At 58.8% G+C, this 12,101-nt stretch carries 15 protein-coding genes; 14 read left to right on the top strand and 1 reads right to left on the bottom strand.

The window, feature by feature from the left end; all coding sequences use genetic code 11:
- The first annotated feature begins 21 nt into the window (after window positions 1–21).
- Window positions 22–1,011 carry a S49 family peptidase gene (locus BLQ41_RS27130; protein ID WP_090186776.1) on the top strand — a complete coding sequence of 330 codons (990 nt, stop codon included), beginning with the start codon at window positions 22–24 and terminating at the stop codon, window positions 1,009–1,011.
- 118 nt (window positions 1,012–1,129) lie between these two features.
- On the opposite strand, the gene BLQ41_RS27125 is transcribed toward BLQ41_RS27130, so the two are convergent.
- Window positions 1,130–1,708 carry a Maf family protein gene (locus tag BLQ41_RS27125; RefSeq protein WP_090186773.1) on the bottom strand — a complete coding sequence of 193 codons (579 nt, stop codon included), beginning with the start codon at window positions 1,706–1,708 and terminating at the stop codon, window positions 1,130–1,132.
- 106 nt (window positions 1,709–1,814) lie between these two features.
- On the opposite strand from BLQ41_RS27125, the gene BLQ41_RS27120 reads away from it, so the two are divergent.
- From BLQ41_RS27120 to BLQ41_RS27060, 13 genes are all read left to right on the top strand, one after another.
- Window positions 1,815–2,342, top strand: coding sequence for a YceD family protein (locus BLQ41_RS27120; protein ID WP_004371317.1), 528 nt, complete (start codon window positions 1,815–1,817; stop codon window positions 2,340–2,342).
- Between the two features lie 13 nt (window positions 2,343–2,355).
- Window positions 2,356–2,538: a 50S ribosomal protein L32 gene (rpmF, locus tag BLQ41_RS27115; protein ID WP_008152339.1), complete on the top strand. Its 183-nt coding sequence runs from the start codon at window positions 2,356–2,358 to the stop codon at window positions 2,536–2,538.
- 4 nt (window positions 2,539–2,542) lie between these two features.
- On the top strand, window positions 2,543–3,553 hold the full coding sequence (gene plsX / locus BLQ41_RS27110; RefSeq protein ID WP_090186770.1) for a phosphate acyltransferase PlsX: 1,011 nt from the start codon (window positions 2,543–2,545) through the stop codon (window positions 3,551–3,553).
- Between the two features lie 125 nt (window positions 3,554–3,678).
- Window positions 3,679–4,617, top strand: a complete 939-nt coding sequence (gene fabD, locus BLQ41_RS27105; protein WP_090186768.1) for an ACP S-malonyltransferase — start codon at window positions 3,679–3,681, stop codon at window positions 4,615–4,617.
- Window positions 4,618–4,633: 16 nt separating this feature from the next.
- Window positions 4,634–5,377 (top strand): 3-oxoacyl-ACP reductase FabG, encoded by a 744-nt coding sequence (gene fabG, locus BLQ41_RS27100; RefSeq protein WP_090186765.1) that lies wholly within the window; start codon window positions 4,634–4,636, stop codon window positions 5,375–5,377.
- A 191-nt stretch (window positions 5,378–5,568) separates the two neighbouring features.
- Window positions 5,569–5,805: an acyl carrier protein gene (acpP, locus tag BLQ41_RS27095; RefSeq protein ID WP_003442511.1), complete on the top strand. Its 237-nt coding sequence runs from the start codon at window positions 5,569–5,571 to the stop codon at window positions 5,803–5,805.
- A 108-nt stretch (window positions 5,806–5,913) separates the two neighbouring features.
- On the top strand, window positions 5,914–7,158 hold the full coding sequence (gene fabF, locus BLQ41_RS27090) for a beta-ketoacyl-ACP synthase II (protein WP_033056953.1): 1,245 nt from the start codon (window positions 5,914–5,916) through the stop codon (window positions 7,156–7,158).
- Window positions 7,158–7,973 carry an aminodeoxychorismate lyase gene (gene pabC, locus BLQ41_RS27085; protein WP_090186762.1) on the top strand — a complete coding sequence of 272 codons (816 nt, stop codon included), beginning with the start codon at window positions 7,158–7,160 and terminating at the stop codon, window positions 7,971–7,973. Before fabF ends, pabC begins: the two co-directional genes overlap by 1 nt.
- A 3-nt stretch (window positions 7,974–7,976) precedes the next feature.
- Complete coding sequence (gene mltG / locus BLQ41_RS27080) at window positions 7,977–9,215, top strand: endolytic transglycosylase MltG (protein ID WP_090186760.1); 1,239 nt, start codon at window positions 7,977–7,979, stop codon at window positions 9,213–9,215.
- A 19-nt stretch (window positions 9,216–9,234) separates the two neighbouring features.
- Window positions 9,235–9,867 carry a dTMP kinase gene (tmk, locus tag BLQ41_RS27075; RefSeq protein WP_090186757.1) on the top strand — a complete coding sequence of 211 codons (633 nt, stop codon included), beginning with the start codon at window positions 9,235–9,237 and terminating at the stop codon, window positions 9,865–9,867.
- Window positions 9,860–10,846 carry a DNA polymerase III subunit delta' gene (locus BLQ41_RS27070; RefSeq protein WP_090186754.1) on the top strand — a complete coding sequence of 329 codons (987 nt, stop codon included), beginning with the start codon at window positions 9,860–9,862 and terminating at the stop codon, window positions 10,844–10,846. Before tmk ends, BLQ41_RS27070 begins: the two co-directional genes overlap by 8 nt.
- A 42-nt stretch (window positions 10,847–10,888) precedes the next feature.
- Complete coding sequence (locus BLQ41_RS27065; RefSeq protein WP_090186752.1) at window positions 10,889–11,245, top strand: PilZ domain-containing protein; 357 nt, start codon at window positions 10,889–10,891, stop codon at window positions 11,243–11,245.
- A gap of 14 nt (window positions 11,246–11,259) precedes the next feature.
- Window positions 11,260–12,045, top strand: coding sequence for a TatD family hydrolase (locus BLQ41_RS27060; RefSeq protein ID WP_090186749.1), 786 nt, complete (start codon window positions 11,260–11,262; stop codon window positions 12,043–12,045).
- The last annotated feature ends 56 nt before the right edge of the window (window positions 12,046–12,101 follow it).

Below are 12,101 nucleotides of genomic sequence, written 5' to 3'. Positions count from 1 at the left end.
TTTTTTGCTGGGGTAGATGTCATGACCGACGAATGGAAAGCGCCCGCCAAGGCGAGCGCAGAGAGCGGTGACGAAAAAAGCTGGAAGCTGCTGGAAAAAACCTTGCTGGCCAGTGTGCAGGAGCAGCGCCGGTCTCGTCGCTGGGGGATTTTCTTCAAATTGCTGACCTTTGTGTACCTGTTTGGCGCACTGGTCCTGTTCACGCCGCTGATGGACATGGAAAAAAGCGCCACCCGCGGTTCCCACTACACGGCATTGATCGACGTGACCGGCATGATTGCCGACAAAGAGCCGGCCAGCGCAGACAACATCGTCGGCAGCTTGCGTGCGGCGTTCGAGGACGAAAAGGTCAAGGGCATTATCCTGCGCATCAACAGCCCGGGCGGCAGTCCGGTGCAGTCGGGTTATGTGTATGACGAAATCGTCCGTTTGCGCGGTCTGCACCCGGACACCAAGGTGTATGCGGTGATTTCAGACCTGGGCGCGTCCGGTGCCTACTACATCGCCAGTGCCGCAGACCAGATCTACGCCGATAAGGCGAGTCTGGTGGGTTCCATTGGTGTGACGGCGGCCGGGTATGGTTTCGTTGGCACCATGGAGAAGCTTGGCGTTGAGCGTCGGACCTATACGTCGGGCGAGCACAAATCGTTCCTCGACCCGTTCCAGCCGCAGAAACCCGAAGAAACCCAGTTCTGGCAGGGCGTGCTTGATACGACTCACCAGCAGTTCATCAACAGCGTCAAGAAAGGGCGTGGGGATCGCATCAAGGACAAGGAGCATCCAGAGCTGTTCTCTGGTCTGGTCTGGAATGGCGAGCAGGCGTTGCCGCTGGGTTTGATCGATGGTCTGGGTAATGCCAGTTCGGTTGCGCGCGATGTGATTGGCGAGAAGGAGTTGGTGGATTTCACCGTTCAGGAATCGCCGTTCGATCGCTTCTCGAAAAAACTCGGAGCCAGCGTTGCCGAGCAATTGGCGATGTGGATGGGTTTTCACGGTCCGTCGTTGCGCTGATCCTCCGGTTTTTTTCAAGCCAAAAGATCGCAGCCTCGTTGCACTCGACAGCTCCTACAGGAATACGCATTCCAATGTAGGAGCTGTCGAGTGCAGCGAGGCTGTGATCTTTTGACCTTTAAGGTATCTGCACACCTTCGGCCAGCAGCATGTCGATCAGGCGAATCAGTGGCAGGCCGATCAGGCTGGTGGCGTCAGGGCCTTCGGTGCTTTGAAACAGGCTGACCCCTAAACCTTCAGCCTTGAAGCTGCCAGCGCAGTCGTAGGGCTGTTCGGCGCGCAGGTAGCGCTCGATGCGTGCCGGGTCGAGCGTGCGCATGTGTACGGTAAAGGGTACGCAGTCGACCTGGCAGTCGCCGGTCTGGCTGTTGAGCAGTGCCAGGCCGGTGAGGAAAGTGACGCTGGCACCGCTCGAAGCCAGCAGTTGTTCGCGGGCTTTTTCGAAGGTATGGGGTTTGCCGATAATCCTCTCGCCAAGTACGGCGACCTGGTCGGAGCCGATAATCAGATGAGCGGGGTGGCTGGCGGCCAGCGCCAGCGCCTTCTCTTTGGCGAGGCGCTTGACCAGATCAATGGCTGGCTCGCCCGGACGATGGCTTTCGTCGATATCCGGTGAGCTGCACGTGAATGGCAGCTGCAGGCGGGCCAGCAATTCCCGGCGATACACCGAGCTTGAAGCGAGTAATAAAGGCAGCATGCGCATCTCCAAAGGGCAGGTGCGAATTCTAGCGGAGGCGTGCAAGTGACGGACAGGGCTGAATTTCCTTTGACATGGCTGGGGGCATCCCTATAATGCTGCGCCTATGTTGAATGACCCGATTCCACCTCACGTTGACCCGCGCAAATTGGCTGATCGTGGCACCACCCTTCAAGGTGAATTGCTGCTAGCCGATTTGGAGAGACTCTGCGACCCGCTTTCCGACACTGTCGGTACGGTGCAGGCTAAATTCGTTTTTGAACGAGATGAACGTAAATCTGTGGTAATTCACAGCTTTATCGACACCGAAGTCAAAATGGTTTGCCAGCGTTGTCTTGAGCTGGTCACCCTGCCGATCCATAGCGAATGCAGTTATGCTGTGGTGAAGGAGGGTGCGAATACCCAGTCGTTGCCGAAAGGTTATGACGTGCTGGAACTGGGCGAAGATCCATTGGATCTGCAGTCACTGATCGAGGAGGAGCTTCTGCTCGCCTTGCCCATTGTGCCTGCTCATCATCCGGAAGAATGCCAGCAGCCGGCGGGTCTCGATGAGCCCGAACCGAGCGAGGACGAGGTAACGCGGTCCAACCCGTTCAGTGTATTGGCGCAGTTAAAGCGTGACCCAAACGTTTAGGAGTTAATCAATTATGGCTGTTCAGCAGAACAAAAAATCCCGCTCTGCCCGTGACATGCGTCGTTCGCACGACGCCCTGACGGCAAGCACTCTGTCTGTAGAAAAAACCACCGGTGAAATTCACCTGCGTCACCACGTATCGCCAGAAGGCGTATACCGTGGCCGTAAAGTGATCGACAAGGGCGCTGACGAGTAATCACTTGTCTGCTCAAGTCATCGCGATTGACGCAATGGGCGGGGACTTCGGTCCCCGCAGCATTGTTCAGGCCAGCCTTGCTTGCCTGTCTGCTACGCCCTCGCTGCACCTGACCCTCGTCGGTCAACCCTCACTTCTTGAAGAATTGCTCTCCGGCCAATCGGCTGTGGATCGCGCGCGCCTGTCGATTGCTCCGGCATCCGAAGTCATCACCATGGACGAAAAGCCTGCCCAGGCACTGCGTGGCAAGCCCGATTCGTCGATGCGTGTGGCGCTCGAGTTGTTGCGTGACGGCAAGGTCCAGGCGTGTGTCAGTGCCGGCAATACCGGCGCGCTGATGGCGTTGTCGCGGTTTGTGCTCAAGACATTGCCAGGCATCGATCGGCCGGCGATGGTGGCGGCGATTCCGACGCAGAAGGGGTATTGTCAGCTGCTTGACCTTGGCGCCAACGTCGATTGCAGCGCCGAGCATTTGTTGCAGTTTGCGGTGATGGGTTCGGTGGCGGCAGAAACCCTGGGCATCGTTCGTCCGCGTGTGGCGTTGCTGAACATCGGCACCGAAGACATCAAGGGCAATCAGCAGGTCAAGCTGGCCGCGACTTTGTTGCAGAGCGCTCGCGGCATCAACTACATCGGCTTTGTCGAAGGTGATGGTTTGTACCGGGGTGAGGCGGATGTGGTGGTGTGTGACGGCTTTGTCGGCAATATCCTGCTCAAGTCCAGCGAAGGCCTGGCGACCATGATCGCCGGGCGTATCGAGGCCTTGTTCAAGAAAAACCTGGCGTCAAAAATGGTTGGTGCACTGGCGCTGCCGTTGATGAAGCGCCTGCAAGCCGATCTGGCGCCTGCGCGGCATAACGGCGCAAGTTTCCTCGGGTTGCAGGGGATTGTCGTGAAGAGCCATGGTTCTGCTGGTGTTCAGGGGTTTCAAAGTGCGATACAGCGTGCGGTGATCGAGATCCAGGAAAACCTGCCGGAGCGTATTCACGGCCGTCTGGAGGATTTGTTGCTTTAGGCGTTTTCGTCGGACAATGCTTAAATGTGACCGCTCAGTTCAATTGGCCATCCAACTGTCAGTTTCTTGCGTCCCCAAGGCGGGACGTCAATTCTCCGACGACAAGATCATTAGGGGCTTGTTACATGTCTGCTTCCCTCGCATTCGTCTTTCCAGGACAGGGTTCGCAGTCCCTCGGCATGCTGGCCGAGTTGGGCGCGCAACATCCGATTGTCCTCGAAACATTCAAAGAAGCTTCCGATGCTCTGGGTTACGACCTGTGGGCACTGACCCAGCAAGGGCCGGAAGAGCAACTCAATCAAACCGATAAAACCCAACCGGCCATTCTGACCGCCTCGATCGCCTTGTGGCGTCTGTGGCTGGCTGAAGGCGGCGCGCGTCCGGCTTACGTAGCCGGTCACAGCCTGGGCGAGTACAGCGCACTGGTTGCCGCGGGTAGCCTGAGTCTGGGTGACGCCGTCAAGCTGGTTGAGCGCCGTGGTCAACTGATGCAGGAAGCCGTTCCGGCCGGGCAGGGCGGCATGGCCGCTATCCTCGGTCTGGACGATGCTGATGTGCTGGCCGCCTGTGCTGAAGCGGCACAAGGCGAAGTGGTCAGTGCGGTGAACTTCAACTCCCCTGGCCAAGTGGTTATCGCTGGCGCCAAGGCAGCTGTCGAGCGCGCCATTGAAGGCTGCAAGGCCCGTGGCGCCAAGCGCGCCATGCCATTGCCGGTGAGCGTGCCATCGCATTGCGAGTTGATGCGTCCGGCAGCCGAACGCTTCGCCGAGTCGATCGCTGCGATTGACTGGCAGGCGCCGCAGATCCCTGTGGTACAGAACGTCAGCGCCAGCGTGCCGGCCGATCTGGAAACCCTCAAGCGCGATCTGCTCGAGCAGCTCTACAAGCCTGTGCGCTGGGTCGAATCGGTCCAGGCACTGGCTGCCAAGGGCGCGACCCAACTGGTCGAATGCGGTCCTGGCAAAGTGCTGGCTGGCCTGAACAAACGTTGCGCCGAAGGCGTGTCGACATCCAATCTTAATACCCCAGACGCTTTCGCTGCCGCCCGTGCAGCGCTGGCCTGAATCAGGAGAAGCTTGCATGAGTCTGCAAGGTAAAGTTGCACTGGTCACCGGTGCAAGTCGCGGTATCGGCCAGGCCATTGCCCTGGAGTTGGGTCGTCAGGGCGCCATCGTTGTGGGCACCGCGACTTCCGCTTCTGGTGCCGAGCGTATTGCCGCCACCCTGAAAGAAAATGGTATTCAAGGCACTGGCATGGAACTCAATGTCACCAGCGACGAATCCGTTGCGGCGGTGCTGGCGAGCATTTCTGCGCAGTTCGGTGCGCCGGCGATCCTGGTCAATAATGCCGGTATCACCCGCGATAATCTGATGATGCGCATGAAAGATGACGAATGGCATGACGTCGTCGATACCAACCTGAACAGTCTGTTCCGCCTGTCCAAGGGCGTTTTGCGCGGTATGACCAAAGCCCGTTGGGGACGAATTATCAGTATTGGTTCGGTTGTGGGTGCCATGGGCAACGCAGGCCAAGTAAACTACGCAGCCGCCAAGGCCGGTCTGGAAGGTTTCAGCCGTGCACTGGCGCGTGAAGTCGGTTCGCGTTCGATTACGGTAAACTCGGTGGCCCCAGGGTTCATCGACACCGATATGACCCGTGAACTGCCTGAGGCGCAGCGTGAAGCCTTGCAGACGCAGATTCCGCTGGGTCGTCTGGGACAAGCTCAAGAGATCGCGTCTGTGGTCGCTTTTCTTGCATCCGACGGTGCGGCTTACGTTACTGGGGCTACAATCCCGGTGAACGGCGGGATGTACATGAGTTAAATGTGACGGATTGCTTCAAAAAAATGTCATACGAGCTGTCTAAAATCCGTTATAAAGCTGCAATCTATTTATAGGCAGAGGGCCGCCGGGTTTGAGGAGTGAAGCTTTCAGTTGAAATGCTGAAAAGTCTTTCTATACACTTACCCACTGGCCAGCTGCCTGAATTTGTCCATTAGGAGTGAAAACAAGGTATGAGCACCATCGAAGAGCGCGTCAAGAAAATCGTTGCCGAGCAACTGGGCGTTAAAGAAGAAGAAGTGGTCAACACTGCTTCCTTCGTTGAAGACCTGGGTGCTGACTCCCTTGACACCGTTGAGCTGGTGATGGCTCTGGAAGAGGAATTCGAGACCGAAATCCCTGACGAAGAAGCTGAGAAGATCACTACAGTACAAGCCGCAATCGATTACGTTACAAACCACCAGGCTTAATAGCTTGTAATCGTTGCTTGCTGTCATGGAAAAACCGCACTGCCATCACGGCGTGCGGTTTTTTCTTTAGGCCTGATGCAAAGTCGTCATTTGAAAAAGGAGAGTGCTGTGTCGCGTAGACGCGTCGTAGTCACCGGTATGGGTATGTTGTCGCCACTGGGCACGGATGTGCCGAGCAGTTGGCAGGGCATTCTGGCTGGCCGTAGTGGCATTGGTCTGATCGAACACACCGACCTTTCTGCCTATTCCACCCGTTTTGGCGGCTCGGTAAAGGGCTTCAATGTCGAGGAATACCTGTCGGTCAAGGAAGCTCGCAAGCTCGACCTGTTCATTCAGTACGGTCTGGCCGCAGGTTTTCAGGCTGTACGCAACTCCGGTCTGGAAGTCACCGACGCCAACCGTGAGCGCATCGGCGTGGCCATGGGTTCAGGTATTGGCGGTCTGACCAATATCGAAGAAACCAGCCGCACGCTGCATGATTCCGGCCCACGACGGATTTCTCCGTTTTTCGTGCCTGGCTCGATCATCAATATGATTTCCGGTTTTCTGTCCATCCACCTGGGTGCACAGGGACCTAACTACGCCATCGCCACAGCCTGTACCACCGGTACGCACTGCATCGGCATGGCGGCACGCAACATCATGTACGACGAAGCCGACGTGATGATTGCCGGCGGCGCCGAGATGGCGGCTTGCGGTCTGGGCATGGGCGGCTTCGGTGCCTCTCGCGCGCTGTCGACCCGCAACGACGAGCCAACCCGTGCCAGCCGTCCATGGGACAAGGGCCGTGACGGCTTCGTGTTGTCCGACGGTGCCGGTGCGCTGGTTCTCGAAGAACTGGAACACGCCAAGGCGCGTGGCGCGACCATCTATGCCGAGCTGATTGGCTTTGGCACCAGTGGCGATGCCTACCACATGACTTCGCCGCCCGCCGATGGCGCCGGTGCCGCGCGTTGCATCACCAATGCCTTGCGCGACGCGAAGATCAATGGCGATCAGGTCCAGTACGTCAACGCCCATGGCACGTCGACTTCGGCCGGCGACCTTGCTGAAGCGTGTGCGATCAAGTCGGTGTTTGGCGATCACGCTTACAAACTGGCCGTCAGTTCGACCAAGTCCATGACCGGTCACTTGCTGGGTGCGGCGGGCGCAGTCGAGGCGATCTTCAGCGTGCTGGCGATCAACAGCCAGGTGGCGCCACCGACCATCAACCTCGATGAGCCGGACGAAGGCTGCGACCTCGATTTCGTACCTCACACCGCGCGTAACATGGACATTGATGTGGTGCTGTCCAACTCCTTCGGTTTTGGCGGTACCAATGGCTCGCTGGTGTTCCGCCGGTTCGCTGACTGATGGACAGCTGGGTCGACGGTCAGCCGGCTGACGCTTTGTCGCTGAAGGATCGCGGCCTGGCTTACGGCGATGGTCTGTTCGAGACGATCGCAGTCAAGGGCGGGCAGCCGTTGTTGCTGGACCGGCATCTGTCGCGTCTGGCCGATGGCTGTTCGCGCCTGGCAATCACTGCCGATCACGCACTCATCCGCAGCGAGCTGCTGGCCTACGCCAAAGCGCTGGGTGAAGGCGTGCTCAAGCTGATCCTTACGCGCGGTGACGGTCTGCGTGGGTATGCCCCCGATCCCTCGGCTCAGGCCCGACGCATTCTGCAAGGCAATCCTCCCGCGGCTTATCCTGCCGGGCATGGCGAGCAGGGGGTTCGCCTGTTCCCCTGCGCGACACGGCTGTCCCGGCAGCCGCTGCTTGCAGGACTCAAACACCTGAACCGTCTTGAGCAAGTGATTGCCCGCGCTGAATGGCAAGATACGGATCACGCTGAAGGATTGATGCTCGATCAGTCCGGTCGGGTGATCGAAGGCGTGTTCAGTAATCTGTTCCTGGTGCGCGAAGGTGTGTTGATAACGGCCGATTTGAAACGCTGCGGCGTAGCCGGCGTAATGCGTGCCGAATTATTGTTTCAAGCCAAATCACTGGGGATCCCCACCCAAATCACTGACATCAGCCTCGATCAGCTGCAATGGGCTGACGAAGTCTTTGTCTGCAATAGCGTGTATGGCGTTTGGCCGGTGTGCGCCTTTGCAGCTCTGAGCTGGCCGGTTGGGCCGCTCACCCGTAAACTCCAAACCATTGCCCGCGCGCTACTGGATGCTTGATACGTGAGACGTAAACTCTTGCTGCTGCTGGAAACCGGATTGGTTCTGGCGGGACTGTGTCTGGGCGCTGCCGCCTGGAAAATCCATTCGGCGCTGGAACAGCCGCTGAACATTTCCCAGGAGCAGTTGCTGGATGTGCCCAAGGGCACGACGCCGACCCGCACTTTCTATCGACTCGAAGCCGATGGCATCATCAAGGATGCTTTCTGGTTGCGCGTGTATTGGCGGTTCAATCTGACCCGGCAGCCTTTGCATAAGGGCGAGTACCGCATGCAGCCTGGGATGACCGTCGAAGGGTTGATCGATGAGTGGAAGCGCGGTGACATCGTGCAGTACAGCCTGACACTGGTTGAAGGCTGGAATTTCCATCAGGTCCGTGCAGCCCTCGCCAACAATGAAAAACTCGAGCAGACCCTGAACGGTTTGAGCGATAGCGAAGTGATGGACAAGCTCGGTCACGCCGGGATTTTTCCGGAGGGACGTTTCTTCCCTGACACTTACCGCTTCGTGCGCGGGATGAGCGACGTCGAGCTGCTGAAAAAAGCCTACGATCGTCTCGACGAAGTCCTTGCCAAGGAGTGGGAGCAGCGCGCCGTTGATGTGCCGTACACCGAACCCTATCAAGCGCTGATCATGGCCTCGTTGGTGGAAAAGGAAACCGGTGTGCCGCAAGAACGCGGGCAGATCGCCGGTGTGTTCGTGCGGCGTATGGCGATGGGCATGTTGCTGCAGACCGATCCGACGGTGATCTACGGCCTCGGTGAACGCTACAGTGGCAAGCTGACTCGCGCGCACCTCAAGGAGCCGACGCCTTATAACACCTACATGATTTCAGGCCTGCCGCCGACGCCGATTGCGATGGTCGGCCGCGAGGCGATCCATGCGGCATTGAACCCGGTGGCCGGCAACAGTCTGTATTTTGTTGCGCGCGGCGATGGCAGCCATGTGTTCTCCGATGATCTGGAGGCCCATAACAATGCGGTGCGCGAGTTCCAGCTCAAGCGTCGTGCCGATTATCGCTCCAGTCCGGCACCGGTCTCGGCGCCCGAAACGTCGAGTGGTGATACCCCGAATACTGGAGCCCCGGACTCGGAGGCGCCGATTCCGGCTGCGTCTCCCAATCCCGATCCCGAAGCTTTGCCGCAAGTAGCGCCACAAGAGGCGCAGAAAGAACCCGCTGCCGTACCCGCTCCGGAGCCTGCGCCTGTGCCGGATGCCGCGGCGCCGCAAAACCCGCAATGACTTTGATTAAGGACCGCCTGTGACTGGCTTGTTTATTACCCTGGAAGGCCCGGAAGGCGCCGGCAAGAGCACCAATCGCGAATACCTGGCCGAGTGCCTGCGCGCTGCCGGTATCGAGGTTGTGCTGACTCGCGAGCCCGGTGGCACGCCTTTGGCCGAGCGGATCCGCGAGGTGTTGTTGGCGCCAGTCGATGAAGTCATGAACCCGGACACCGAGTTGTTGCTGGTGTTTGCCGCGCGAGCCCAGCACCTGGCCGAAGTGATCCGCCCGGCGCTGGCGCGGGGTGCGGTTGTTTTGTGTGATCGATTTACCGATTCGACTTATGCCTATCAGGGAGGCGGTCGCGGCTTGTCGCTGGCGCGCATCGCGACCCTGGAAACCTTTGTCCAGGGCGATTTGCGTCCGGACCTGACACTGATCTTCGATCTGCCGGTGGAAGTAGGACTGGCCCGCGCCAGCGCACGCGGCCGGCTGGATCGCTTCGAGCTTGAAGGGCGTGCCTTTTTCGATGCCGTGCGCAGCGCGTTCCTGACGCGTGCCGAAGCGGATCCTTCGCGTTATGTCTTGATCGATGCTGCTCAGCCGCTGACACAGGTCCAGCGCTCTCTGGACGCTTTGCTACCACGTCTGCTGGAGCTGGCCCGTGGCTGAAGCCTATCCGTGGCAGGACGGCCTCTGGCAGCAGTTGGCCGGGCGCAAGCAACATGCTCATGCCTATCTGCTGCATGGCCCGGCCGGGATCGGCAAGCGGGCGCTGGCCGAACGGTTGATGGCCAGCCTGCTGTGCCAGCGCCCGACTGCTCAGGATGCGTGCGGTGAATGCAAATCGTGCCTGCTGCTCAAGGCCGGCAGTCATCCCGACAATTACATCCTGGAACCGGAAGAGGCCGACAAGGCGATCAAGGTCGATCAGGTGCGTGATCTGGTCAGCTTCGTGGTGCAGACCGCACAAATGGGCGGGCGCAAGGTGGTGTTGATCGAGCCGGTCGAGTCGATGAACATCAACGCCGCGAACGCCTTGCTCAAAAGCCTTGAAGAACCGTCCGGCGACACCGTTTTGCTGTTGGTCAGTCACCAGCCCAGCCGGTTGTTGCCAACCATCAAGAGTCGCTGTGTGCAGCAGGCCTGCCCGCTGCCGAATCAAGCGATGAGTCTGGCCTGGCTGGCCAAGGCCCTGCCGGACAGCTCGGAAGAAGAACGCATTGAACTGCTGACGCTGGCCGCCGGTTCGCCGCTGGGCGCGGTCAAATTGCAAACCCAGGGCGTGCGCGAACAGCGGGCGTTGGTGGTCGAAGGGGTGAAGAAGTTGCTCAAGCAGCAACAGTCGCCGACGCAGTTGGCCGAAGAGTGGAAAACCATTCCGCAGTTGCTGCTGTTCGACTGGTTCTGCGATTGGTCGAGCCTGATCCTGCGCTATCAGTTGACCCAGGATGAAGAAGGCCTTGGGTTGACCGACATGCGCAAGGTCATTCAATACCTGGCGCAGAAGTCGGCCCAGGAGAAAGTCTTGAATATCCAGGACTGGATCCTTGCCCAGCGTCAGAAGGTCATGAGCAAAGCCAACCTCAATCCAGCGTTGCTGCTGGAAGCGCTGCTGGTGCAATGGGCATCCTTGCCTATCCAGAAGTGATCGTCCGGGCATAGACTCAGGTCATCAGTAACGGAGGTGCGCATGAATGAAGCCGTCAATCCGGGGCCGCGCAACGGCATTTTGTCCCTGACCATCAAGGACAAGTCGGTGCTTTATGCGGCGTACATGCCATTCATCAAGAACGGCGGCCTGTTTATCCCGACCAACAAGAGCTACAAGTTGGGCGATGAGGTGTTCATGCTGCTGAACCTGATGGACGAGCCGGAGAAGATTCCGGTGGCCGGTAAAGTTGCCTGGATCACGCCCAAAGGTGCGCAGGGCAACCGGGCTGCTGGTGTCGGCGTGCAGTTCAACGACGGCGACAACACCGCGCGCAGCCGAATCGAAACCCATCTGGCCGGAGCCCTGAAGTCCGACCGTCCCACTCATACGATGTAAGTTGCAGCCCTTTTATGCTCGTAGATTCCCATTGTCACCTCGATCGTCTTGACCTTGCCGCCCACGACGGCTCACTCGATGCTGCGCTTGATGCGGCCCGGGAACGCGGGGTTGGTCACTTTCTGTGTATCGGTGTCAGCGTCGACAACGCCGCAGACGTCAAAGCCTTGGCTGAACGTTATGACGATGTCGATTGTTCAGTGGGCGTGCATCCGCTGGATGTGCAGCCGGGTGCCGCGCCCGCGCTTGACTGGCTATTGCGCGAACTCAATCACCCGCGTGTGGTGGCGATTGGTGAAACCGGTCTGGATTATCACTACGAGCCGGAAGCGGCAGAGTTGCAGCAGGAGTCTTTCCGTCTGCATCTACAGGCGGCCCGGCAAACCGGCAAGCCCGTGATCATCCACACCCGTGGTGCCCGCGCCGACACGCTGAACCTTCTGCGCGAGGCCGCGTTGCCTCAGGCGGGTGTGCTGCATTGCTTCACGGAAGATTGGGACATGGCCAAAGCAGCGTTGGACATGGGCTATTACATTTCCTTGTCCGGCATTGTCACTTTTCGCAATGCCGATGCGCTGCGCGACGTCGCCAGCAAGGTGCCGGCTGATCGATTATTGGTGGAAACCGACTCGCCGTATCTCGCGCCGATCCCTCATCGCGGCAAGCCGAACCTGCCGCAGTACGTTCGCGAGGTAGCGGAATTTCTGGCAATGTTGCGAGGAGAGTCCTACGAGCGATTTGCCGCGCAAACCACTGAAAACTTTAAGCGGCTGTTTCCGCTGGCGCATGTGAAAGGTTAAATCGCAGGCAAAAAAAACCCGGGTTCTGGGGGGTGAATCCGGGTTAAGACCATTAG

It is taken from the genome of Pseudomonas arsenicoxydans (assembly GCF_900103875.1).
In the GTDB taxonomy this organism is placed as follows: Bacteria; Pseudomonadota; Gammaproteobacteria; order Pseudomonadales; family Pseudomonadaceae; genus Aquipseudomonas; species Aquipseudomonas arsenicoxydans.
This window is presented reverse-complemented; position numbering and strand designations above follow the sequence as displayed.